The organism is Mesotoga sp. H07pep.5.4 (assembly GCF_003664935.1).
GTDB lineage: Bacteria > Thermotogota > Thermotogae > Petrotogales > Kosmotogaceae > Mesotoga > Mesotoga prima.
This window is the reverse complement of record NZ_JFHM01000031.1, coordinates 80,798-106,321: the sequence shown is the minus strand read 5'-3', so window position 1 is coordinate 106,321 and position 25,524 is coordinate 80,798. Positions and strand designations below refer to the sequence as shown.

At 44.9% G+C, this 25,524-nt stretch carries 21 protein-coding genes; 5 read left to right on the top strand and 16 right to left on the bottom strand.

Annotation, left to right across the window (positions count from 1 at the left end; translation table 11 throughout):
- Position 1: 1 nt before the first annotated feature.
- Positions 2-1,291, bottom strand: a complete 1,290-nt coding sequence (locus Y696_RS12965; protein ID WP_006487262.1) for an SLC13 family permease — start codon at positions 1,289-1,291, stop codon at positions 2-4.
- Positions 1,292-1,730: 439 nt separating this feature from the next.
- Between Y696_RS12965 and Y696_RS14115 the strand changes: the two genes are divergently transcribed.
- From Y696_RS14115 to Y696_RS12950, 3 genes are all read left to right on the top strand, one after another.
- Positions 1,731-1,886 carry a hypothetical protein gene (locus Y696_RS14115; RefSeq protein WP_183084238.1) on the top strand — a complete coding sequence of 52 codons (156 nt, stop codon included), beginning with the start codon at positions 1,731-1,733 and terminating at the stop codon, positions 1,884-1,886.
- Positions 1,886-2,251 (top strand): PQQ-binding-like beta-propeller repeat protein, encoded by a 366-nt coding sequence (locus tag Y696_RS12960; RefSeq protein WP_121510745.1) that lies wholly within the window; start codon positions 1,886-1,888, stop codon positions 2,249-2,251. The genes Y696_RS14115 and Y696_RS12960 overlap by 1 nt, the downstream gene beginning before the upstream one ends.
- A 526-nt stretch (positions 2,252-2,777) precedes the next feature.
- Entirely contained in the window at positions 2,778-3,872 is a 1,095-nt protein-coding gene (locus tag Y696_RS12950) for a lysophospholipid acyltransferase family protein (RefSeq protein WP_121510743.1), read from the top strand.
- A gap of 10 nt (positions 3,873-3,882) precedes the next feature.
- Here Y696_RS12950 and Y696_RS12945 read toward each other — a convergent pair whose 3' ends face one another.
- The 3 genes from Y696_RS12945 to Y696_RS12935 form a co-directional block, all read right to left on the bottom strand.
- A complete protein-coding gene (locus Y696_RS12945; RefSeq protein ID WP_121510742.1) occupies positions 3,883-5,382 on the bottom strand; it encodes a PLP-dependent aminotransferase family protein in 1,500 nt (499 codons plus the stop codon).
- Between the two features lie 356 nt (positions 5,383-5,738).
- Positions 5,739-6,695: a phosphotransferase enzyme family protein gene (locus Y696_RS12940; RefSeq protein WP_259459960.1), complete on the bottom strand. Its 957-nt coding sequence runs from the start codon at positions 6,693-6,695 to the stop codon at positions 5,739-5,741.
- Between the two features lie 53 nt (positions 6,696-6,748).
- Positions 6,749-8,029 carry an MFS transporter gene (locus Y696_RS12935; protein WP_259459959.1) on the bottom strand — a complete coding sequence of 427 codons (1,281 nt, stop codon included), beginning with the start codon at positions 8,027-8,029 and terminating at the stop codon, positions 6,749-6,751.
- A 163-nt stretch (positions 8,030-8,192) separates the two neighbouring features.
- On the opposite strand from Y696_RS12935, the gene Y696_RS12930 reads away from it, so the two are divergent.
- Both Y696_RS12930 and Y696_RS12925 read left to right on the top strand, forming a co-directional pair.
- Positions 8,193-9,386 (top strand): hypothetical protein, encoded by a 1,194-nt coding sequence (locus Y696_RS12930; RefSeq protein WP_006487251.1) that lies wholly within the window; start codon positions 8,193-8,195, stop codon positions 9,384-9,386.
- A gap of 24 nt (positions 9,387-9,410) precedes the next feature.
- A complete protein-coding gene (locus Y696_RS12925; RefSeq protein WP_006487250.1) occupies positions 9,411-9,956 on the top strand; it encodes a hypothetical protein in 546 nt (181 codons plus the stop codon).
- A 421-nt stretch (positions 9,957-10,377) separates the two neighbouring features.
- On the opposite strand, the gene Y696_RS12920 is transcribed toward Y696_RS12925, so the two are convergent.
- The 12 genes from Y696_RS12920 to Y696_RS12870 form a co-directional block, all read right to left on the bottom strand.
- The gene (locus Y696_RS12920; protein ID WP_121510739.1) at positions 10,378-12,102 is read right to left on the bottom strand and encodes an ABC transporter ATP-binding protein; all 1,725 of its coding nucleotides are present in this window, start codon (positions 12,100-12,102) and stop codon (positions 10,378-10,380) included.
- Entirely contained in the window at positions 12,092-12,226 is a 135-nt protein-coding gene (locus tag Y696_RS14395) for a hypothetical protein (protein WP_259459958.1), read from the bottom strand. The genes Y696_RS12920 and Y696_RS14395 overlap by 11 nt, the downstream gene beginning before the upstream one ends.
- Positions 12,227-13,700: 1,474 nt before the next feature.
- Positions 13,701-14,819 (bottom strand): aminotransferase class I/II-fold pyridoxal phosphate-dependent enzyme, encoded by a 1,119-nt coding sequence (locus Y696_RS12915; RefSeq protein ID WP_121510738.1) that lies wholly within the window; start codon positions 14,817-14,819, stop codon positions 13,701-13,703.
- Positions 14,820-14,922: 103 nt separating this feature from the next.
- Positions 14,923-16,197 (bottom strand): histidine kinase dimerization/phospho-acceptor domain-containing protein, encoded by a 1,275-nt coding sequence (locus Y696_RS12910; protein WP_006487242.1) that lies wholly within the window; start codon positions 16,195-16,197, stop codon positions 14,923-14,925.
- Positions 16,187-16,873: a response regulator transcription factor gene (locus Y696_RS12905; protein ID WP_006487241.1), complete on the bottom strand. Its 687-nt coding sequence runs from the start codon at positions 16,871-16,873 to the stop codon at positions 16,187-16,189. Before Y696_RS12905 ends, Y696_RS12910 begins: the two co-directional genes overlap by 11 nt.
- Before the next feature lie 6 nt (positions 16,874-16,879).
- On the bottom strand, positions 16,880-17,536 hold the full coding sequence (locus Y696_RS12900) for a hypothetical protein (RefSeq protein ID WP_006487240.1): 657 nt from the start codon (positions 17,534-17,536) through the stop codon (positions 16,880-16,882).
- Positions 17,537-17,644: 108 nt separating this feature from the next.
- On the bottom strand, positions 17,645-18,508 hold the full coding sequence (locus Y696_RS12895) for a DUF4382 domain-containing protein (protein ID WP_006487239.1): 864 nt from the start codon (positions 18,506-18,508) through the stop codon (positions 17,645-17,647).
- A 608-nt stretch (positions 18,509-19,116) separates the two neighbouring features.
- Positions 19,117-20,310: an FprA family A-type flavoprotein gene (locus Y696_RS12890; protein ID WP_006487238.1), complete on the bottom strand. Its 1,194-nt coding sequence runs from the start codon at positions 20,308-20,310 to the stop codon at positions 19,117-19,119.
- Positions 20,311-20,396: 86 nt separating this feature from the next.
- Positions 20,397-21,461 (bottom strand): ABC transporter permease, encoded by a 1,065-nt coding sequence (locus Y696_RS12885; protein ID WP_006487237.1) that lies wholly within the window; start codon positions 21,459-21,461, stop codon positions 20,397-20,399.
- Complete coding sequence (locus Y696_RS12880) at positions 21,454-22,617, bottom strand: ABC transporter permease (RefSeq protein WP_006487236.1); 1,164 nt, start codon at positions 22,615-22,617, stop codon at positions 21,454-21,456. The genes Y696_RS12885 and Y696_RS12880 overlap by 8 nt, the downstream gene beginning before the upstream one ends.
- 9 nt (positions 22,618-22,626) lie before the next feature.
- Positions 22,627-23,544 (bottom strand): ABC transporter ATP-binding protein, encoded by a 918-nt coding sequence (locus tag Y696_RS12875; RefSeq protein WP_006487234.1) that lies wholly within the window; start codon positions 23,542-23,544, stop codon positions 22,627-22,629.
- Between the two features lie 66 nt (positions 23,545-23,610).
- Positions 23,611-25,377 (bottom strand): hypothetical protein, encoded by a 1,767-nt coding sequence (locus Y696_RS12870; RefSeq protein WP_006487233.1) that lies wholly within the window; start codon positions 25,375-25,377, stop codon positions 23,611-23,613.
- Positions 25,378-25,524: the final 147 nt, after the last annotated feature.

Below are 25,524 nucleotides of genomic sequence, written 5' to 3'. Positions count from 1 at the left end.
GTTATCCGAAGATAACGAGCCTAATAATCAGAAACAAACTCGAGATTGCCAGAGAGATAACGGAAGAGGGGAATCCGATCTTCATGAAATCGAGAAAACTGTGAGTATTTCCGTACTCTTTGTTGACCATCTCAAAGCACATCACATTTGCAAGATGGCCGGTTACCGTTCCATTCCCACCGAGGTTTGCTCCCAAAGCAAGTGCAATCCAGAGATCATATTGAAGCGGATAGTGAACAGAGAGTTCAGCAACAATCGGAATGAATATCGTGACGACGGGAATGGCACCAGTCACCATTGCGATCATTCCACTTACCCAGAGTATAAGCATAGAAAGAACTGCGGGGTTGCTGGAAAGACCTAACGCAAGATCGGAAAGTTCACTTGTTATTCCCGTGCTTTCAAGAGAATATGCAAGTGAAAAGAGCCCGATGAAGAAGAGAATGGCGTTCCAGTCGACTTCATTTGCCACCGATTCAAAGTCCTTTCCGGTATACAGAAGCAGAAATGCAGCTCCCAAAACCGCAAATAGTGACATTTCGATATCTACAATACTATGAACTGCAAATCCAATGACAACAACTATCAATGTGCCCAGACTGACATACATCAACTTTCTGTTGGTTATAACTCCGTCCAGCTTAAGTCCTTGAATCTCATCTTTCTTGTCCGAAATAGATGAGAGGCCCCTTAGAATTTTGAATCGCGAGATTAGCATTAGAACTATATATGTCAGTACAAGCGGAATAAACACAAGACTTGTGAAGGTCAAAAATGGAATCTTCGATGCGTTACCTATGATAATGTTTGGAGGATCGCCAACAAGAGTCATACACCCCCCGATATTTGAAGCGAGAATCATAACAGCCGTGAATCCAAAAGGATTGAATCCTGCAGTATCTGCGACAAAGAAAATGATGGGCATGAACATGATCATCGTAGTCACATTGTCCAAAACCATTGAAAAGGCCGCTATAAGAGCGGAAAATAACACCGATAGCAAAAGGATGTTACCTTTTGTCGCCTTCAAAGTCCTGACTGCCACATACTGAAAGAATCCCGTCGATTTAATTACAGCAACAATAACCATCATTCCAATTAGAAGAAATATGGCGTTGAAGTCCACAAACTGGGAAATCGTTTCGATTCTCATACTCTCGGAGACCTTGAGGGCCACAAGCATCATACCTGCGGTAAAGGCGATCAGTACCCTTCGTCTCTTTGAAAGTACAATAAGTATGAAAGTCAATATGAAATAAACAACAATGAAGATCCTGTCCATTAGTCCCATTGTATCTCAAAAAACTCAACAAATAAAGGGTGCAACCTTTGGTTAGGCCGACGATGAAGATTCGTGGCACTTTCCCCAGCTCTTGAAGAAAGTCCTTTCTCATATAGGTGACAAGGTTCACACAGCCTGGATTCAGATGTGTGGGTGATTACGACTGTTTTTGAGCGGAAAAATGATTCGATCGCCAACTTGAAGTTTGCACTGCGAAACTGGAATCTAGGAGGGACCCAAAAGAACCTTCGTTTCGAGAGATGAATGAGCTATGATTGATAGAAGACATTCGCAAAATGATGCTTACAAGCAATGAGGTGTTGTTTTGAAAGCAATTGCGATCTGCCCCATCATCTCGCTCTTCCTTGTTTTGGGCTGTTTTTAATCTGAAGTGGATAGGTCTTTTCGGTTCAGCAGCCCAGTAATCGGTAGAAATGGAGAGGTTTTTGTGAACACTACGGACACAATATTCTCCTTCACTTCAATTCATGACTCCTACAGGAAGGTCTTCTCTTTGGAGTCAAGCAGCGGGGAATGGTTCAGCAGTGACGCATCCATTAACAGTGAGGGTGACCTACATATTGGAACTACTTCGGGAAACTAATGAAACTTTCGAGTGAAGGTGTACTTCATGGGTCATTTGGAGGAACAGAGGAAGCCGGAGCCACCACAGTCAGGGGAAGCCCCTCTTTCGATGCCTTTGGCAACGTGTTCTTTGGAACAAATGGCGGTGTTCTCTACTGCATCTCTTCAGGGGGAAAGGAACTCTGGAACTTCGAAACCGGACGAGAGATCTGGTCGAAGTCTGTAGTCGGGATAGATGGAACAGTCTTTTCTTGCATAATGACAACCGGGGGGAGTGATTCAAACTACATCTTTGCACTTAAGGGTGGGGAGTTTCTCTGGAGATATGAGACTCAAACTATATATTCTGGTTTCTTTTCCAGTCCGGCAATAGGTGAAGACTGAACCGTTTACAGCACATACCATGATGGTCATTTTTATGCCTTTGATCCGGTAGACGGTTCCAAGAAGTGGAACCTTCAGATAGCAGAAAACCCCGTAGAGTCTGCGATTGCAACTAGCCCGCAGTTGGAGATAAGGGGTTGATCTTCGCCCGTGCGTTCGATGGAGAGTGCTCGGCAATATCCAGTGAAGGATCTTTGATATGGAGCACGGAGCTCGAAGATGAAATAGTGGCGACTCCTAATTTCTTCTTCCAATGGTAATATTTATGTGATCGTACGTGGCGAGGCAAAGATCTTCCAACTGAACTCTTTTGGGAAGATTGAGTCATCCGAATACATAGGAAAAGACAGCCTGGGTTCACCTGTAGCGAGTGAGGAAGGCGCACCGTATTATACCGTTACTTCGAACGATATTGGTGGTAGGAGTAGACTAGGCGCGCTGAAGACGGGCTCTTCCCCTTCGGGTTCTTGGCCGCAATACGGATACGATCAAAGCCGATCCGGAAGAAAAGTAGGTGTGTGATCCGATGAAGAGAAGACTTCCTGGAGACAAGCTAATCTGGAGAGCGCTGAGACCGATTCTCAGGGTTCCCTTCATTAAGAGATACAATCTCTATGGAATAGGCATGGAAAAGTTGCCCAGACCTCCGTTTATTCTGATTGGCAATCATGCTTACTTTATCGACGCTGTTTTGATCGAGGCCCTTACGAGCTTCCCAATAGTATGGGCCGTGGCCGCTGGAAATTTCGACAACCCTTTTTCGGGACCGATTTTGAGGGCAGCGGGAGCGATTCAGAAAAGGAAGGGTGTCCCCGATATTCCCGCCATGAGAAAGATGATTGAAGTCGTGAGCAACGGTGGAGTTCTTGGCCTGATGCCGGAGGGCTCTGTAACGTGGGATGGTGAGTTTGGCGAGGTTCCGCCCGGAACAGACAGGTTCCTGGAGAAGCTCAATGTACCGGTTGTCGCTGCTAGAATGAGTGGGGCATACCTTACAAAGCCAAGGTGGGCGGATCATCATAGATGGGGAAGGATAGAAGTGGAGTTTAAGGCCTTTAACGGGAAAGAAGCGCTAGATTTCCTTTCTGAAGCTTCTGACTGGAGATGGCAGGAAGAGAAGAAGGTTATGTTCAAGGGCAGGAACAAAGCAGAAGGGATAGAGAAGATCATCTGGTTCTGCGAAAAGTGTGGTGGATTTCAGACGATCAAAGCCTCAGGAGATTCAGCGATCTGTGATAAATGCGGAACATCCTTGACTGTAGACGATTATGGACTTGTCTCGGGAAGGACAGTTCCAGAGATCATCGGGATCCAGCGAGAAATTCTCGCTGAACATATCGCCCTAAACGGAGGAATCGAAGTGGGCGAGGGGACTGTTACTGAGATGGAAATTGGCAGTGGCGCCAAAACCAGTTATGCAGGAAAAGTCTCCATGAACAGCAGAGAATTGCGGATAGGAGAGAGAAGTTATCTTCTTCCCAAGATTAGAGGCCTCTCGAATTTCTTGAAAAGAATAACCGAATTCAATTACGAGCATTCCATCGTGAGACTGATGACCGGGAGCTCTTCGCTACTTCTCTTCTGGGCACACAGGTATTTCTCCCATCCACATGGTTCCTGAGTCTCGAACTCTAAACTACCACTGAAACCGTCCCTTCCTCACGATTGTCTCTCTTTGAAATAGACTCGATTGCTTTCGAAAGCCGGCTTATTCCCTCTTCGATTTGATCATGCGGAATCCCCAGAGGATTGAGGCGCACGAAACTCCTGCCACTCGAATCGAACGTGAAGAGACTCCCGGGAGCGACGGCAACACCCTGTTCAATTCCTTCTTCCGCAAGCTTCCAGCCGTCCATAAAACCCGGCAGTTCTAGCCAGAAAAAGTTGCCCCCCTGAGCTTCGTTCACTCTTATGTAACCAGGAAGATGTCTGTAACAAGCTCTTTTCGTAGTCTCCCTTTTCTTGAGGCACAATTGTAGATATCTTTTCAGGAAAGCGTCATACTCTCCTGTTGAAAGCATCTTGGCTGCAACCAGCTGGCTGAAATTCGGGACTCCAAGTGAGATCATCCTCACGGGCTCGATCAGCCTTTCGATCAATGCTTCATCGGCGATTATCCAGCCTATCCTGAGCCCTGGTGCGAAGGCCTTTGAAATGCCACCGATCTCGATAACACAGTTATGGGTGTCGTAGTACTTGAGTGATTTGGGTGCAGGAAGATCGTACTGGATTTCGGAAAACACAGTATCGTCGACTATGGGAACCGAATACTGCTCTGAGAGTTTGACGAGGGCTTCCTTTTTCCTTTCGGGCATGTTTGCCCCTGTCGGGTTGTGCGAGCAGCTCATAGTGTATATGAATTTTACCCGGCTTCTATTTAGCACGTTCTCCAGTGTAGAAAGATTCAAACCCTCCGAGTTCCTCTCTACAGGGATAACTCTGTGCTGAAACATTCTCGAGATGTTGATTACGTTAACGTAGGTCGGGTTTTCGATGACTATCGTCTCTCCCGGTCTTGCAAGAGCCGAGAATAACAAATAGATAGCTTCTTCTGTGCCCACAGTGATCAGCATGTTCCTCGAGTTTATGTGAAGTCCAGAGCTGTTCATTCTCAGGCAAAGATACTTGATGAGTTCCGGGTGGCCCCTTAGCGAAGGATAATTCAGTGTAGTGATCAGTTCCTCATCGGTTAAGTTTCCAAGTATCTCCTTCATGAGATCAACCTGATTGGCGCCTACGTGAGGCACACCTGTATCTAGACGTATGCAACTATCCGACAGTTTTTTGAGAAGGTTTACCCATCTTGCCGGACCGGCCGGAAGGGTAGCCCATGAGTTGAGTTGTTCTCCCCATGAAATCATGTCGAATTCCTTTTTTTGCGAATGGGCCGAAATTACGTATGTGCCACTGCCCGTTTTCGAAACCAGAAGTCCGTCCAGCTTCAGTTCATTGTAAGCCTTCACAACAACACTTCTGTTCAGTCTCAGCAGCTTCGAAAGCTCCCGTTCGGAAGGGAGTCGTGTCCCCTCAGGTATCTCTCTTCTTATTACTGCCGTTCTCAGTTGATCAACTAATTGCTTGAAAAAAGGGACTTCGGAGTTCCTGTCGATCACAATTTTCAACCCAATCATTTAGTCCGCCTCCTATAAACGGATTATATGCCATAACTTCGATAGCACCATGCCAGTTAAGAATAATTGGAGCGAACCAGAATGAATCCGTCAATGAATGCTTGTATTATTGGGAATCCTAGGGAGATCGCTTTCAAGACACTTGGAGTGAATGGATCGTTCCATTTCTTCTTATGCGGTTTCTCTTTAGGAGGAATTACGGCTATCGTCGATTTGATCGCAGATTCTTCGTTACAATCAACGAATTATCCGATAAGACAATGCAGAAGGGATGACATATATGGAGGCAATCGTTAAACGGGTAAGAGCAAGAGAGACAAGAAAACATGGAGGGGCTTTCACTATCCGATAAATCTTCAGACTGCTTTTTCGGAACGCGTTAGAACCAGTCCGGACTTTTCCTTTATTCGATGGTTGTTCAGGTAAATCCATCTGAAAACCGTCGATGCAAAATTCGCTTCGTCAGAAAGTCCGTTTGCCGAAAAATAGTGTATCTGAATTATTGAGATAGCAGCAAGAAGATAACCCAAGCTCTCCCGTTCGTTAAAAGAAAGAGTGTTCTCAAGGCAATAGCCTTCAAGCAAGTGAGGAAGCAGGTAGAGGAAGAGTGAAGGTGAACCCATTCTTGAAAACTCTGCAAAGACACTGTGAATAAGATAAGCGAGATCCAGCGCTTTCACTTCTCTGGTCGCGCAATCAAAGTCTATTATCCCAGAAACCTTTCCTTCGTGTACGATTATGTTGCCTGGATGATAGTCGCCATGGATTATCTGGACCGGAAGCTTGTAATAGAGCTTGTAGAAATCTGTGAAAAACTCTTCTATCATTTCCATATCCGATCTTGAAAAGAAAGATCCGGTCGAGTTGAAATACCTAATTGCAGAGGTCAGGGATTTCAGCAGATTAGTTCTTTCGAAGAAACTTCCTTCTGCTTCTTTAAGAACTTTGTGAAGCCTTCCGGTGAAGATTCCTAGCTCCTCCGCCATTTCGGGCGTGGCATTGGAAATGTTGGAATCGGCCTTTTCACCTTCTATGTATGGAAACAGCGAATATACATATTTCCCTATCTTCACCTCGAACTCACCACTTCCCGAGGGAATAGGCGCAGATACGGGAAGCCCACTCTGGACAAGGTATTTAAGAAGCTCAGTCTGGCAAGATCTAGAAGGAAGAGATGCGACCCTCCTCTTCAATACGTAAAAAATGCTTCCAGACCTCACAATGAAAGCTCTAGCGTTAGTCTTTTTTTCAAGTACGATTTTCCTCTTTAGCCCCCAGAACCTGGAAATCCGGGAGAAGGGAATACTCGACATGTTATCACCCCGGATATAAACATTGAGATTATACAACATTTCTTCTTGATTCTTCAGTCAGGATGTTCCTCCGGTTTCACCCTAAGTGATCTCTTTCTTATTTTGTGAGCGATAATCGTGGCCGCCACAAGAAAAAAAGTTATAACGCCGGCCCAGAAGAAAGCGCTGCCTCCACCGGCCTTGTCGGCAATCGAACCCACAAACATGTTCCCGATAGGTGTCGACCCTGCGAAGACGAGCGAATATACGCTCATAACTCTTCCCCTAAACTCATCGTCGGAATTTATTTGCATAAGACTGTTAGCAGTTGTTGTAAAGAAGATATTCGCAAATCCCATCATGCCAATCACCAAAGCCGAAAAGGCATAGGATCTGTTGAATGCCATAATCATAAAAAGCGATGATGTGATGAACGGAACGACAAAGAGTCGAACTCTGTTCGGCCCTCTTGAACTGCTGCTTGCAACAATTAGCGCACCAAGCATGGATCCTACTCCCAGAGCGGACATCAAAAGACCATATCCTTGCGCGTCAAGACCAAGCTGATTTCTCGCGAAAACAGGGATTAGAACGCTGTAATTCATGCCAAAGGTACTCACAATAGCCAGAATGAGGGTTGTCGTAGTCAGTATCGGCTTACTAAACAGGTAAACTAGCCCTTCCTTGATATCCGGTATTACGGTTCCCTTTGGTCGCTTCTTTATTACAGGTTCGACGTCTATCTTCAATAATCCAAAGATCACAGCCAGGAAAGTCACACCGTTAACCAGAAAACACCAGCCTGCTCCAACCAGAGCCATAACGACCCCGGCAACCGCAGGGCCCACTACTCTTCCCAGATTCATTACTGTTGAGTTCAACGCGACTGCGTTCAGCACAACATCACGTCCCACAAGCTCAATCATGAAAGACTGTCTTGCAGGAATATCAAGTGTCTTTACCATCCCTAGGCCAAGAGCGAGAAGAAATATATGCCAGTACTGAACCGAATCTGTGAATACAAGAATTGCAAGAATCAAGGCCAGAATCATGGAGATCGTCTGAGTCAGCAGGACGATACTTCTTTTGGGAAATCGGTCGACGAAGACTCCTGCAGGTAGCGAAAATAGAAGCACAGGAGTAAACTGAGCAACTCCGAGGAGTCCCAGCAAAAACGGCGAATCGGTAATTGTCAGAACAAGCCATGACTGAGCAGCTGTCTGCATCCATGTTCCCATAACAGATATGAGTTGACCGATCCAAAAATATCTGAAATTTCTAACTTTTAAGGCCGGAAAGGCTTTCCCCATTCTAGAGTGGAACAAGCATAGTAAACTGTTAGCCAAACGAATCATCTCCGTGACTATTGTACTACATTTTCTGGGGTTATAATTGAGTTGAAACGGTCGCAGCCAATGTGAACGAATGGATGTTCCAAGATTAGATCAAATGCATTCTAGACAGTAGAGCCCTAAGGTTCTTTCAAACCACCAGAAAGCATGGAAGGAGGCAGATTAGATGGATAATTTCAAGCCACGCGTTCTTCGAAGAGCTGAGATGGAAAAAGAACTCGAAAAGCTCCTGAATGTAGAGGCGGAAATAAGATCAGACTCTTACCTTCTCACATTCTACTTCCCTATGGAAAACATGACAAGAGCCGATGCCGAAAGACATGTCAAGTCATTCATCCTTGAGCATTTGAGAAAGGACGAGAAGTTATCGGGAATGGGAAAGATCAATCGAAGAATTGTTGAAGCCGTTCTTACTGGTTTGGGAAATACAAAAGAACTTCGAAGAGGATTGGCGATTTTCGTTGAATTCCGCATGGGAGAGGACGTAAAAGCCGATGAGGTGATAGAAGGCTTGAGCATCATCCCTCTTTCACAGGTACCGGAGAAAGAGATATACATAGGCAAGACTTTCGATCTTGATCAGTTGATCTGGCTTTCAAGTTCGGCCATAGACGCCCTGATCGTATCGTTGGAGAGAGAGAAGTCATCTTTCTACGCGATGGATGGCAACAAGCTTTCGTTAATAAAGAGTATTGAAAATGAATTCATTAGGAAAAAGGAACAGGAGTATATAGAGGAATACTCTCCCTCACCTTCCTCAGGAGCGATGTATCACGGCAACGCTTCGGAGAAAGTCGGCAGGGCAAAAGAAGAAGAGAACCGAAGATTTCTTCAGAAGATTGCCTCACTGATAAAGAACGACGAAGATCTTCCAAAAGATGTCAACTATCTAGTCATTTATTACTCTTCTTCCTTTAACGAGACTATGGAGAAGTTCAAAAACGAAGCCAGGCAATTAATACCCGATGCATATCCTGTCTTCGTCAAGAAAACCCTCAATCAAGAGAAGCAGCTACAGGACGATGCCTCGAAGCTTATAGAGAGCGAGAGCCGAAAGATCCGAAGGGAATTTCTTCACAATGCGAAAGAGAATTTCGAGAAGTACGTTGAAGGATGGACAGAAGTCTCTAAAGCGGCAAATGATAGAAGGATCGATACCCTTTTCATTAACCCAACTGAGAGAAAGAGGGGTTACGTGCTTGGGAGAGAGCTCGTATATACACATGCAGTCAAAGACAGCAGAGAGGTTAGAAACCTAGGTCCGTGGATCGTAAGGAGTGTCGTAAACAACGACGGCAAAGTAGTGGTGGTAGATAAGGAACTACTTGATTGCGAAATTGCCGCAAGGCTGAGATATTGATTTGAACCTACAGGAGGTGTGTAAGTGAAACGGCTCGTAGTATTTGTTCTGATTCTGGGAATGGCCTCGGCACTGGTTGCCACTCATTTCTCTGTTGGTATGGGGTTTGTTCTCAACCAAAACAGACAGACAAAGGAATTCGATCTTCAGTTCTTCGGGAGGGCTCAGGTAGGCTGGATGTTGTTTAGCAAACCCGTATTAGGCGTTATTGCAGATGTTCCGGTCTTCGGATTCGGCTTTGAGGAAATGGAATTTTATTCCCTGGACCCCATGCAGGCCCTCATTGGGCTTTATGCCGAACTGGGACTCGAAGATCTCGCGCCTTCTCTTCCGCCCGTTTTCTTCAAGGTAACGGCGATGACTGAACTGTCCAGCGTCCTTGCCGCTCGTGACATAAAGTATCTTCCGCTAGTCTCCCACATCGGAGCAGGCTTCGACATGAGCGACTTCAGTCTCGAGCTGGCAACTTCAATCATAAATGTGGGATTCAGTGTTGGAGATCAGCTGGCAAGACACTCGACGTTCTTTCCTCACTTTCATCTGGCAGGAAGATACAATTTTGATTTCTAGTGTAGACGGGCCAAATGGCCCGTCTTCGTTCTCTTCGAACTGGAAAATCGTGGGTCTGAAGCTGCAGTTAGCACGAAGAGCATTCTCGAAATATACTCAAGGGTGCGTCCTTGATAGATCAGATCGTAATGTGGAAAAACGTTGCCAGGATAGGTTGTTGGGGGCAAACGTGAAGCAAACTTTCTCCCTTGACTCTGTTCCGAGATTTTTCCTTGCCTTCATGGTGCCTTCGACGACTTCAGGAAGAAGAGTCCGGGGGTTAAAGTCATTATTTATGCCTTTCCCCTGCGGCATCATGAGCCAAGCACTACACCCGCATCCCGATCTAGTCTGATTTGAAACGCGCACCATGAAGCCTGCCTGATATCTTTCAGTCCGGGGCTTTCACAAAGCACCTAGCGGTGCTTGACCAATTATCCTTCTATTCATCTTTTATCAGCTGAAGCGAGTAAAGCTTTTTGTATTCGGAACTGGTCTTCAACAGCTCGCTGTGAGTTCCACTTGCAACAATAACCCCATTACTGATTAGCGCCACTCTGTCGCTCAGTAGGACCGTTGATAATCTATGAGCAACCATCAGCACGATTATGCCTTCAGATCTCAGACCCAAAAGAGTATTCTGAATTATTTCTTCAGTCTTTGAATCGATATTTGCCGTGATCTCATCAAGAATCAGCAGTCGTGGATTCGAGACCAGCGCCCTGGCCAGCGCGACCAACTGTCTCTCACCGCCAGAAAGCTGAATGTCTGCAACTAATGTGTCGAGTCCATTCTCGAATCTTCTCAGCAATACATCCAGGTTTGTTCTTTCGAAGATGTTTTCCAAACTGGCTTTAGAAATCGATCTACCCAGGGTAATGTTTTCCAGGAGAGTACATTTTTCAAATAAAGTTGGTGTCTGCTCCACAAAGCCGATATAGGGTCTGAGTAATGCAGAATTCGATACCGGATCGCCATTTATGTAAATGGTTCCCGACTGGGGTTTTTGAAGTCCCATAAGAATATTCAGAGTAGTGGTTTTGCCGGCGCCGCTCTCGCCTACCAGCGTCGTGATTTCCCCTTTTCTCAATTCAAGAGACAGGCCTTTTAGAATTTGCTTGTTGCCATAGCCAAACGCAATGTTCTCTAAAGAAATGCTCCGTACATCTTCTAATTTAGGACTACTGTTGCTCCTTTCTTCTTCAGGAGCTTCCAGCACCTCGATTGTTCTCAGGAGTCCTCCCCAGCTTTGCCTTAGAAGAATGTTCACCTGCATGAGCAGCTGAATAGGGTTGAACAATGATTGAACATAAGCCCAGAAAGTCATCAGAATTCCTACGGTAATCTCACCCATCATTACCAGGTAACCACCATAGGCAAGCAGTGAAAAGGAAATAAGTCCGTTTATCGACGTCTTGAGTGTACCGGCGATTTTTATTGCCTTTATGAACCTCTTGCCCGCAAAAATATGGTCTCCTTGAAAACGATCGAAGAAATTCATGACCCAGGCAAATGGCATAGCAATTCTGATCAGTTTCATATTATCGATTATGTTACTTGTGACTCCTGCCAGTTCGCCGAATTTTTCCCTCTCCACCTTGCTCCTTTTCTCCACCATAATATTGAAAAACATTATCACAAGAAAGGAAAACACGATGAAGCCTAGGGGCAAAAGAGTCAATTTCCAGTTAAAAGCAAACATGATTGCTAGAATTGCCGTTATTTGAACGACTCCCAATAACAGTATCGGGAACACCTGCGCTATAACAGTTCCTACAAGTTCCAGATCAGATATCAATCTCGATACGAGCTCGCCGGTCTTATTCTTGTGGAAAAAGTCGAAAGGAAGAACAAACATCTTTTCTAGCAATTGCTTTCGCAAATCCGATTTTGCCATGAGGGCCGTAGTTTCAAAAACCACCTCGCCAAAATAAGTAAATATCAAGCTTCCAAACCAGAGCCCGACGACAAGCAAAACGTACTTTACGAGAAGGTCCATGTCGCCAGAAGGGATAACTACATCTATTAGCAGCCTTATCAAGAGCGGAAAGACAACTGCAAGTGCAATCATCACGCCGACTAGAACTGCAGCCAGCAGTTCCCGTTTCCAGTAAACCTTGAACAACTTGAAAACAAACCTGCGAACTGTCTTTTTTTCATTCTCCATCTCTCTGCCCCCCGGGTTGTTGTCTCACAGACCATTCGAAAACATCGCCTTCTTTTCCACCTTTGCAAGTCTCGATCAAGTCAATTCCTCGAGTATGAAACAAAAAGCCTTCTTCTGAACTCATGCTCCCACCTCCTTGGTTTGACCTAACTGAAATGGACAATTGCGAAAATGGAAAAGGCACGTTACAATATTAACAGATTAGCGGGATACTCCGAAAATGACAATAGCATCTCGACAGAAGCTGCACGAAACTACTTCACGAAAATCACTTGACAGCATATGTTTGAGATAGGCCGAAAGAACATCGGTGGACACAAAGCTGGCGAAGATCACGCCAGGTCGCAGTGCCCACTGTGCGGGGGAACTAACGATCGGGCGAAAGATCGGGCTAAGAAGTGCGCGTTAATAGAAGCAGGTTTTTCTAGATAGAGAAAGAGGATCTCAAGAAGTGATGCTGGCGTTTACACGCCAGGAGGAAAAAACAAAGAGAGAAGTTTGGGAACGAAATCCTGTGCAGAACCTCTGAACAAGAGCACTTCAGGCAAGAATCAACGGGATGATTCCAGAGTATATGGCATTAATCCCTTATTACACTCAAGAGCGAACCGTTTCTTTTCACCAAACCCTAGACACCCATATCTTCCTCTAAGAGTCGCTGTGCGCTTGCTAGGAGACGCTGAACGCTGCAAAGAGCCGTCCTTTGTTGGCCGGCCAAGATCGTGGTCCCGTACTTCGTCAAAACCTCGGATCCGTACTTCGATAGGATCGAAACCATCCCGAAACAAGTTCGGGATGACAATGTTGAAACTTCTGAAAGGTCCTGACGGGAATGATAGCCTTGGTTATTCCGAAAAAAACGCCGCATCCCGTCATTCTGAACTTGATTCAGAATCTTGTGCTCTGAAAGCCGCTGTGCGCTTGCTAGGAGACTCTGAACGCTGTGAAAAACCGTCCTTCTCGCCCAAATCGCGGACCCGTTCTTCGTCAAAACCTCGGATCCGTACTTCGATAGGATCGAAACCCAGATCCCGAAACAAGTTCGGGATGACCCTGAACAAGATCCCCAGACAGAACCCCTGAACAGGGGACCCCAAACAGGAGCCCTAAATAAGAGATTTTCAGGGCAGGCTCATTGGGGTAGGCTCCGCAGAATCACAGTCCTACTCCCTTGACGTCATCCTGGTTTGCCTTTGGCCAGGATCTCGATCCATTACGCGAAAAGCGCGAACAGTTAAAAGTTTCAGATCCAAGTTACTAGAATTAAAAGAACTTTATCAGCTGTATCAACTGTCGGTTCCCCGTTTTCCGCGAAGCCTAGTGGATAGATTGAAAGAGCAAGAACGGCTGGATGGCTCTAAGAGGTCATCTCTCCGTTCGGCGATCAGAGTTTCATCTGGAATCATAGGGGAAAGAAAAAAGACGCTCCCAAAGCGTCTTTAATAATTATTTTACCACGAGAAATTGTTAAAGTCAACCTGTCTAGCTGTTGCCGGCAGATTAAGGAATCTCGCCCGAGAATCTGCAATCCCTTTGGCTTTGTCGAACTGATCTATTATTCACACGTAGACGACAGTGGCCGCTTAAATGAATAATCATTAATCAAATGATTCCAGAAACTCATCCAGCCGGTCCAACCCTTCAGCGAAGCTCTTTCGGCCGAATCCCATCCTGAAGTAGCTGCCTTCGTAATCATACATCGATCCAGGAAGAAGCAGAACTCCGGAATTGTCAAGGAGCTCGGAGCAGAAGCGATCAACGTCTCCTCGGAGAAACCCTACAAAGGCAATTGGCCCGGCCTTAGGTCTTGATACACTAAACAATGAAGAATACTTGCCGAAGAAGCGTTCCGCATATTCCCAGTTCTGACAGACAATCTCCCTATTTCTTTTAAGAAGTTTATCGCCAACTTGAAGGGCCTTCTTCGCGAGGTATTCAGACGGTGCGCTGTTGCAGATCGTAGTGTAGTGCTTGAATCTGGTCATTGATTCCAGGACACTTTTGTTGTGAGATACTACCCAGCCGATTCTCAAGCCAGCCAATCCGTAGGATTTTGACATCACGCCAAGTGCAAGGGAGTTGTCGGAGATATCTGCAAAGGACTTCTGTTTTTCTATAGATTGATCAAGCTCAAGCCCTCTGTAGACCTCGTCGGAGAAAACGAAAATCCCCCTTTCTTCTGTAAAGGAAGCGATCTTCGCCAGATCTCTGTTAGAAACAAGGTATCCGGTCGGGTTATTAGGATTGTTTATCACAACCAGTTTAGTTTCTGGGCGAACAAGATCCTTCAGTTCATCTACATCAAAACTCCATTCTTCCCCACTTCTTCTCAGTTCCCAGCGGGTCACTTCACATCCGATTGCGTTGGCAACTTCGTACAGTGACTGATAAACTGGAAACTGGCAGATCACATGGTCGCCTTTCTGAAGGAAAACATTCATGAAGTTGAAGATCGCCTCTTCCGCCCCGGAATGAACAAGAACATCCTCTTCTCCAACAGTCGAGTACAGGCGGGAGATCTCCTTTCTCAATATCGGATGGCCCGAAACTTCAGTGTATCCAAGCCATGTATCGAGAAACTCGGACGAGCTCTCCCCTGCCATTTGCAGCAATTCTTTAATTGTCATGGCTTCGCAGTCCGACTGTGCAAGAAGATAAGGCGCACTAAACTCATGCTTTCCAAAATAGACTTCCAGTTTGAAATCATTAAGCTTCATTCTCTACCTCCTACACCATTCGATGAGCATTTCTAAGAAATCCATATAGGCGACTACGGCGCGACAGAATGCTACAATCAAAATGTAAGTTTAGGCTAAATCTTCACTCTTCGAAGGGAAAATTAATCACGAAGATATTCTTTCCATCCAGATGAGTGTAATCAAGCTTCAAACCATGCGCCCTGAGGATTGACCTGACCACCCGAAGGCCCAGTCCGTACCCCTTAATTTGCTTGGCCTCCTCGAGTTCTTCGCTTCCAACGAAATCGATAGCTTTTCCCGTGTTCGAAATCGAGAGAAAGGAACCATGTTCATCGGAAATCAGTTTGACCTCTACTGATCCGTCGGTTGTGTATCTGCAGGCGTTGTCGAGCAGATTGATGATCACATGCTCCAGCATGTAGCCGGAAGCTCTAATCACTATATCTGGAGCAATATCGATTTCCAGATCTTTATCGGAATGAATCATTAAAATCTTTTCAACCGTCTGGAGCAAGAGCTGAGAGAGATCAATAAGATTTTTCTCGATCGGCAATGAACTCTCAGTGCGGGATAGAAGCAGATAATCTTCAGACAATCGGATGAGTTTATCAACTTCTCCCAAAGTCGATTTCAATGCTTCGCGCATTGTCTCTTCAGAAAAATCCTTGGTAAGAGAGAGTTGTAGATTTGTTTTCATTACTGCTAGCGGTGTACGCAACTCGTGGGCAATCTTAGATGACATCTGCTTCGCATCTTCTATCAACTGTTCGATTCTGATCAGTGATTTGTTGATCTCACGTTCAAGTTTTGAAACTTCTTCGCCGGTCTTCCTAAGCTCGACTCGAGAGTTCTTCAGACCACTCCTGCTGATTCGCTCTAGCTGATTTCCTGCCTCTTCAAAAGGGTTTATGAGTTTTCTGGTGAACACCATTCCGACTACGCTAACAATCAGAAGGGTCAGAAGAGAGAAGATTACGATCGTCACAAAAACAAATCTGAGATATTTCTGAGACTCATCCAAATCGTAGAAAGTCACGAACTTTTCTTCCTTTCCTTCAATTATCTCAAATGAAGATCTAAATCGGTAATCTCCTTTAGTTCCGCTTCCGGTTACTGCCTTAAAAAACTCCGGTTCGGCACGGAAACTGGCAATCGGAACTTCATCAGTGTAAATGGCAAACCCCAGATCTTCATCCCCGGCAAGAGTCAACAGTCTGTTCTCCTCGCCTGCGTATTTGTAAGTATTGACAATGTCATTGTGGAAGGAAATTAAGAGATTGTCTATTCTGCGCATCTCGAGATTTTTAAGAACGAAGAAAACGGTCAGTCCAAGCGAAACGACTATACTACCATAAGTAAAGAGGTACAGTAGAGTGATTTTCGACTTAACCGTCATCCCGCATTCTCCTCAACCCATACCCCTTTCCCGGTACCGTCTGTATAATATCTAGAATTCCTGCAGCCTCTAGCTTCCTTCTGATGTATCGAATGTAAACGTCGACAATATTGCTCCGAGACTCGAATCCAGTTTCCCAGATCTTGTCTGTAATTTCCTCTCTGCTAAAGACCGTTCCGGGATTCCTTAAAAAAAGCTCTAGGATCGAGGATTCTCTGGAAGTAAGCGACAGTTCCTTCTTCGAACAACTAAAAACACCGCTCCTTGAATCGTATGTCAACGGCCCATATCGAATTACAGGCTCACTTCTAAGTTGGTTCCGCCTGATAAGCGCTCTGACTCTTGCCTCAAGCTCTCTCAGGTCGAATGGTTTCGGCAAGTAATCATCCGCTCCTATCTTGAGACCCTTGATCCTACTGTCAATTTCCCCAAGGGCAGTGATGATGATTATTGGTACGTCGGAGCCGATCTCTTCTCTGAGGAAGCGGCAGAATTCATATCCGCCCATTCCGGGTAAGATCACATCAAGAATTATGCAATCATAGTTTCTCTCAAGTGCTAGATCCAGCCCATCTTCTGCATCCTGCGCAGTATCTACAAGGAATCCTTTGCGTTCGAGGAAAGCAGCCACATTCTCAAGAAGCTTTTTCTCATCTTCAACTACCAGTAACTTCATAGGACATCATTTCTTTCCGTTTTCTTTTCCCGGAGGTGTATTTGGCGGACCTGGATCATCAGGCTTTCCAGGATCTTCCGGTTTTCCGGGATCTTCTGGTTTACCCGGCTTTTCGGAAGGATGCTGATTTTCCCTTACCTCCTCAGATCTCTGCAACCCCTTGTTTATCTCTTCCAGTGCTTCCTCATTTGACTTTATACTAAGAGTAGAGGCAAAACTGCTTGCGAGCCTGAAGGTCCTAGTCCCGGTCACAACATGCCAGAAGTAAGAATTCTCTTCCTGCACCAGGAAGATGCCAAATACATTCTCTCTTGTCTGAACAGATACGAGAGAAAGCGCATCTATGATTCCAACTTTCAAAGTGGTACCCGATCCAGTGATCTCATAAATCTCATAAATCTCACCGGTTTCCGAAAGCGTGACAAAATGGGAATCGGTAATGACTCTTACCGACCCTTCGGGTAGAAGAAAAACCGCTTGAATCTCTCCTGGAACCTTTTCTTGGACACTCTGAATCAGAGAGATATCAACCGCCATATTCAGGGCCTTCCCCTCGACTAGATAATCCAGCAAAGATCTCTCGCCCTCAATTAATACGTTAGAAAGAATCTTGGAGGAGAAAAAGAGAGACATTATTATCAAGATCCAGACGATTTTCTTCATGTAACCTCCATGTGCTCATCTTTTTCGAGAAACTCTGCGCGTTGCACCTTGCCACGCTAGTGAAGAAGAAGGGCTTTTAGGTCATCTCAAGAGCAGCGTCGACAGAAATTATTTCTCCACAAGAACAATTGTACCAAGATCTACGTCTCTGTCCACAACTGTCACAAACAAAGGCTGATATCTGGATTCGCTCTCGTCAATCGAAAAACCTTCATCTGTGTAATTGTCGAAGAACTCTATCCTGTAATCTCCCGAAACGACTTTGCAGAATCTAAATTCTCCCTGATCCCAGATTGGATTGTCCTCATGGGTAAACGTTGTAAGTGCCTCGCCTCCACTCTCAGGAAAGAGCGCTACAAGAAGAGGGTAAATGCTTGAAGAGGCAACTCCGGTAACGTCAAAAAGGCTACCGTGGCGCACATGTAAGACAGGAGTCATATGGACCTTGTCTTTGCGAGAATTGAAACCTCCATTGTCCTCTTCAATCTTGAGATCTTCCCAACGTCCATTTATGATCAGGGACTTAGATAAGTCGAAATCAAGCACAATTGTTGTAGTTGCGTTCTCATCAATCGTCAAATAGAGATCGTTTATCTTTAGCGACCCTGAGTTGACAGTAACAGGGAAGATCTCACCATTGGCAGTCAAGGTCGCGGCTCCGACCTCCATTCTCAACTGGTTGTAGATGCCTGAGACGCTGATTGTATTGGGCAATTCGTACGTTGCTCCGACCAGAGTGACTATATCCACTTCGAAAGGTGTATCTGAAATAACGACCGGTTGATGTTCATCTCCGTAAAGCGAGATACTATCGATCCTCACCATCAAGGAATCGATGTCCTCTACGGGAATTACCGCATCGGTAAGAAAAACTCTTACTGTACCTCTGTCAGGTTCCTGTGAAGGGAACTCCATGCACCCGGCAAAGAAAAGTGTAATCAATAGTATGATGGACAATGAAAGCTTTTTCATAATTCGCAACCTCCCTCTACTTTATCGATCATCTTAGTCTAACCCGCATCCAATTAAAGAGAGATTAAACAGACAGCTAACTTCGTGGCTATCATTATTCATCTTTGAGTAGAAGCTCACAACGGGATAATTATCCGTAGTAGTTCTACTGCTGAATTCTTTCTATTAGGAAATTGCGAGTTCATTTGAGTCAGTAAGTAATACATCATCTGGAGATTTGAATGCCAAATGAGCCCGACCGGTATTGCCATTGTTTCCAGGGATAGAGATTAAAAGAAGATCCGAGAAATTCTCCTCAAAAGATTCGACTTCTTAAATCTAGATTTTCGACCGTCCGGCTTCAATTGTGATCTATAACCAAAGAACTTCAGAGCAATAAATGTGAAGATCGAAGGGAAAATATCTCGGTTTGGGTCAAAAACGCGACAAATGGCAGTAGCAGCTCAGAAGAAAAGAAAGAGCCTCTGCAATTCAGGAGGCTCCAAACTGAATGTTATCGTCGACTTCGATGAATATTCTTCACTAAAAAGGATCGTCTTGTGTAGCAAAATGAGATTGACCGTGAGATATTCTGAGCCGGTTAACTGATAATTGCAAATCCACTCGATCTATTTCTTTATTGCGGAAGCCATGTTCAAACCAAGTTCGACACAGTTCTCCAGATCCTCCTGTGTCGGACAGCTCTTCACCTCAATCACCGGGCCGACCTGATCGCATTTTGATTTGGAAGCGAACTCTTGAAGCTCCTTGAGAGCTCCTCCGCTCCATGTATAAGATCCAAATACGCCGATCTTTCTGTTCTTCATCATCCGGTTCTCTATCGCACTAACCAGTTGTTTCATCGGAGGGAAGAGCTCCATATTGTATGTGCAGCTTCCCAATACAAGACCTCTAAATCTCCAGATATCTCTAATTATGAAGGATATATGTGTGGTAGAGATATTGTGGACCCTGATCTTATCTACGCCCCCCTTGACCAATCCGGATGCTACCGCCTCCATCATCTTCTGGGTGTTTCCGTACATCGAACCGTAAACAAGAACTACTCCCTCCTCGGTTTCCTCTTTGCTCCAGCGATCGTAAAGCTCTATAATTCTTGAAGGATTCTTCCTCCAGACAGGTCCGTGAGTTGCGCAGACGACTTTTATATCTACATTTTTAAGCTTTTCGAATGCCTTCTGGACCATCGAACTGTATCTTCCAACGATGTTGGAAAAATATCTAAGAACCTCATCCTCAAAGTAGTCAATATCGACTTCATCATCGAAGATTCCTCCGTTGAGGGCTCCGAACCCCCCAAATGCATCTCCCGAGAAAAGCAGTCCAGTTGTCTTCTCAAAAGTCATCATTGTCTCGGGCCAGTGAACCATAGGAGTCATATGAAACTGGAGTGTCTTTGAACCTATCTCAAGCTCATCACCATCTTTCACGGTTACAACGTTGTCAGTCACTCCGTAAAAAGCATCCAACATTCCCTTCGTCTTTTCGTTCCCGATTATCTTTATCTCTGGAAAGGCTTCCCTCAGAACTTTTATCGATCCAGAGTGATCTGGCTCCATATGGTTGACAACAAGATAGTCAACCTTTCTTCCTTCGGGAAGAAGCGACCTGATCTTGTCGAGAAAATCGGAGAAGAACGGACCTTTAACCGTGTCGATAAGGACAACCTTGTCGTCTATCAGAATGTATGAGTTGTAAGATACTCCTCTTGGAAGCGGCCATAGCGCTTCGAAGAGGTTAGTCTCAAAATCGTTAACTCCTATCCAGTAGATCCCTTCAGCAATTCTTACTGTATCACTCACTCAAAAAGCCTCCCTTCTGTTACTCTAAATCAAGTATTCATCCCTATTTTCTTCCTACAGAAGACACAGATACTCGCTAGTCAAACCTAAGAAGCGCTAAGATAACGCTTCCCGGTGAAATACAACAGTACAACACCACTTAGAAAAAGCACAAGATTGGTAATAACGAAATATGAAGTTGACACAAATTCAATTCCAAGTGAATGCCTTATCAGCTCGGCCACATATTTTACTGGAAGGAACATGGATATTACTCTCAAATAGTCGGGCAAGAAAGAGAGTGGGAAATAGATTCCCGCAAGGAAAACCATGATCACCATCAATATACTCGCGGCGGTATCGGCAGTCTCTGGATTTCTGAACAACAATGTAAGAAACAGACCAAGTGCCATCATTCCAAGAGTCGAGGACAGAATCGATACTAGAAACGGAAGCCAGTCTATTTGAAAAGTAGTTCTGAACAACAGTCTGCTGACAACCAAGATGAGAACTATGGAAACCAGACTTACAAGAAATCTAGTAAGGGTGCTGCCAAGGACAAAAGTGAAGGGCCTAAGAGGAGTAATTTTGAATCTATCGAGGACTCCCCTCTTACGGTATCTCCCAAAAACACTAATCACAGAAAACATCCCTGCCGAAAGAAGTGAGATGGCTATTACTCCTGACATTGTATAATCTGCGTCTGTTGCGCGAATTCTACCGGCTGTTTCGGGAATATTCTCCACGACTATGAAAGACCTGGCGTTGTTGATTTTCTTCTCCACTGCGGCCGAAATGCTTGCTCGAGCCATTTCGATAGTGCTTTGCTGTTCTAGATTACCTTCCTGATGAAGATAGGTGATCTTCTCCCCGTTGAATATCATACCGAGAAGAATGTCTCCATTCTTGACAGCTTCCCCGATATCCGTTTCCCCGTCGTACAGACGCAGATTCCAGGCTCCGCTTTCCTCAATAACCGCGGAAATATCGTATGGTCCCGTCTGATACAGACCAACTGAAACCTTTTGATAACTCTCGGACCCCCCGAAGAAGAATCCGAACAGAAGGAGAAATATCATCGGGAAGAAGAGTGTAAAGAAGATTTCCAATCTGTTCCTGAAAGCTTCCTTTGCAAAGGCAATGAATACCGGTTTAAGACTGTTCCTACTCATAGCCCATCACCTTCTTAAAGTTGATTACGAAAATTACGGTCGAAAAGGCTGTCCAAATGATTGGCACTAAGATCAGCCAGAACAAAGAAACCGGTGCAAACTGATATCCCATTACCCTTCTGCTCAGTTCGACAAGATAGGTCGTTGGTAGAGCATACACCAACCAGCGAATTCCCCACGGGAGATGAAAGACGGGAAAGTAAAGACCACCAAGGAACATCATCAGCTGATATAAAGTCTGCCCAAGAACTGTCACAGTGGAGAGCTTCTTGGAGAAGGATGCGATCATCAGTCCGAAGGAAATCGTTACCACCATTGAGAAGAGAAGTGTAAGAATAAATCTGATATCCAGAATTGGACCTCGCACATTATATACAAAAATCGCAGTTAAATACAGTAAGGTCAAAGAGATCAGCATAGTGAAAATCAGCTTGGCGAAGTGACCCGCGAAATATTCGAGGGGTTTCAAAGGCGTTGTGTAGAGCTTCTTGTTGACACCCGATACCCTGTATTGGATCAGTCCTATTGGACTGTTGAAAAGAGCTACCGAGAGGATCATCATCAAAGCTACTCCCGGAAAGATGTATTCCCTGTAATCGAAAGGTTTTTCTTCTCTCGCCGAAACGGTTTTCGCCTCAGTAACAACGTCGACATACTCTCCGCCACTTTGACGCCTTATCTCCAGATTCACTTCGTCTATTATTTCAGAGAGGACATTAGAGGCAATGGAAGACGAGTCCTTTCCGCTGATATAATGAACCCGCAGAGCGACTTCTCCAGTCTGAAGAACAGCGGCGCTTGCGATTTTTGCGCTGGTCCCTTCTGGAATGACAAGAACGATATCCTGCTTACCTTCCTTGAGATCTATCAACGCCTCATCTACTGATCCATACTCCTTTTTGACAAAGGGCCCATTCTCAGAGGAAATATCTTCTATAACTTTGTCGAGGATCATTCCAAGACCTGAAAGGGATTCCTCCCTGACGATTCCTACTCTGAAGCTTATCCCCTGAGTATCATCTCCATAGAGAGAACCAAACACGGAAGTTAAAATGAAATAGAGAATCAGAGGAAATATGAAACTCCAAAACATAACCTGAAACTCTCTTATTTCACTTTTGAAAAGGCCTGAAGTGAAATTCCACATTCTGCTCATGGAATCATCTCAGTCTCTCAGTTTCTTGCCTGTGAGTGTAATGAATACATCTTCAAGATTGGGTTTTCTAATCGTTACATCATCCAGAAGCATGTCGAATTCCTTCGATATCTCAAAGAGCCTTCCAAGAGTTCTCTCCACATCCCTTGTCGTTACCGAATATTCACGGTTCTCCGTGTGTTGAAGACCTTCAACCTCCAGAAAGCCCTCTGGAATAGGGGTATCTCCCTGCACGCTAAACGTGACTATGTTCTCAACATCTATAGAATCTATTAGCTCCAATAGAGTTCCCCTGGCGATGATTTTGCCCTGATCCATTATCATAATCCTATCTGCCAGTCTCTCGGCCTCTTCCATATAGTGGGTAGTTAGAATTATCGTCTTTCCACCATTCTTGAGCGCCGAAATTGTCTCCCACAACATTCTTCTTGCCTGAGGATCGAGACCGGTCGTAGGTTCATCCAGAAACACCACTCTAGGATCGTTGACCAGTGCCACCGCAACTGCCAATCGCTGGAGCTGACCTCCAGAGAGATTCTTGGTGTACGTCTTCTCTTTGTCCTGCAAAGAGACTTCTCTTATCAAATCCTTGGAAGGAATGCTTTTGCTGTAAAGACCTCTGAAGAGATCTAGAGTCTCCTTCACGGAAAGATACTCAAAGAAGCTTGATGACTGGAGCTGAACTCCAATTTCCTCCTTCACTCTATCACTTGAAGGAGGAAGTCTTTCTTCGAAGTATTCTATGGTTCCATGATCTGGCTTTCTTAATCCTTCCAGCATCTCGACTGTTGTGGTTTTTCCTGCTCCGTTCGGTCCAAGAATGGCGAGTACTTCGCCTTCTCTCAGATCGAATTCGATTCCATCAACTGCTTTAGTTTCACCATAATACTTCTTCAAATCCTTCACTTCAACTACATTCCTGGGCAACTCTACCACCTCTCATTTGGTGACTCTCAATCACGAAAAAGTATTGTATTTCATGTTTTCACCAGTTCAGCTCTGTTCATCTATTGCTTTGAGTAGTGCCTTAGCAGCCATTAATGGCCCTTCCATTTCATATCCGGGGATCCCTAGCCTGGTACTAACTTCTCCGACCCTTACTCCTGAATCTATCATAGCTTTTAGATAACGATCTGCTATCACTTCATGTCTTTCTCTCCGTTGAATCGCGCCAAATGGGTTTGCAAAATAACTGTAAGTGAGTCCTTTCTCCGTGGTCGTCCCTTTAGCCATTCTTGCACCATTCGAAAATACCGCTGCCGCTTCTTCAGCGTCTTTAAAGATTCTTAGATCGCTATCTTTGTCTTCGTTGTAATTGTTTGCATACAGGAAGTAGTCAACTTTCGTGGGCTTGATGATGTCGGTGTAGTTTGAGTACGGAACGATTACCCGGGCATTGATCTCGTTGGGATTCATGAAGATACTACGGTCCATAGTGGAGTATGCATACCCGGGTTGAAGATCATCTAGGCGAACAAAGGCTCCCGTTTCTGTACCGTAGGCAATCACGGAACCCGAAGAGGTAATATCTAAAGACCCCATGTCGTCAATCAATATGTTGACTTCAGAAACTTCGGCATGAAGTCTATTCAGTGCGTCGAGAGTTTCTGATTTACCTGCTCCGCTATCTCCGATAAGCATTACGTTGGCCTTTTTCCCATTCCTAAGCTTTATGTGTGCAAGGGCCCCGTGAATTGGCAGTCTCCCTTCGTCGATAACAAGAAGATTATGAATAGTGAGGATCATCTTTTTCATATACCCGAAGTAGTCTATAGAAGGATCGTCTCCCACTATTCCAATGTAGGTGCCGTCGTCCTCCCTGTATATGACTCCGTTGAAGTCTTCTTTCTTTTCGAAGAATGAGTTATCTATCCCTAAAATATATATTCCATCTGGCTTCTTGTTTTTTACGATATCAAAACTTGCCAACTCGAAGAGATTTCCGAGCCCGGCCGCATGAGAAAGATACTCCTTATTCACAACAACGTCGATTAGTTTCGAACCTACGTGAATTGGAAAGAGGAACCAATCGTTTGAGGACGGGATATTCAATTTGCTTAGAATTGGTTTGTCACGGACTTCGAAAAGTCCATGCCTCTTATTGGACCTTGTGTAAAATATGACCGGGGGTTCGAAGACAATGCTCCAAACACAGGCCATTCCGTACAACCAGTCTGCTCCGGGGACCCTAGCTCTTTTATCTACCTCGGGGTTGTCTACGATGAAACCCACCTGGGCTCCGCCGGGCTCCTGCCTGAGAATCTTGAGCCTGATGTCCGATACATTTATCAGAATCTGCCTGTAGAGGCTCAGTACCAGGCTCTTAAGATCAGTGTTAGTTCTTACGAGGACCATCTGCTTGAAGATCCTGTCAAATCTGTTTGGCGTGTATTCGTCTCTCTTGACTATGAACCTGTGCTTGTTTCTCCACAGGGAAAACAGGCTTTCAACAAACCTCACAAGGAGCTCCCTTTTGTTGCTCATTTTGGGAAACGAATAGTAGGATGAGCCGTCGATTTTCTCAATAGGATCTATCGTCAACGCAAGAAGAAGCTCGACGATACCGTCGATATCGTATTTTCTTGAAGTCTCCATCGTGTCGGTATTTCTTAAGAAGGGTTCGAAAAGAGACAACAGCGAATTCTTCTTTTCTTCGGAGTCATTGATCAGCTCGGCAAGAATTTCCTTGAAGGTGACACTGTTAAATATCTGGGAGGGAGCATTGTAAGCCACCTCACCATTGATTAAAATACTTCTCATAAATGTTTACCTCCTCGATCCTACATAAACATATTATACTTGCAGGCAATGCAATTTCCTCCGTGACCGTGTAATCCGCACTAATCCCATGTTTAGTTGATCTAGCTTTTTTCGGAAGAATTTCCAAGGGATCAATCATCTATCACT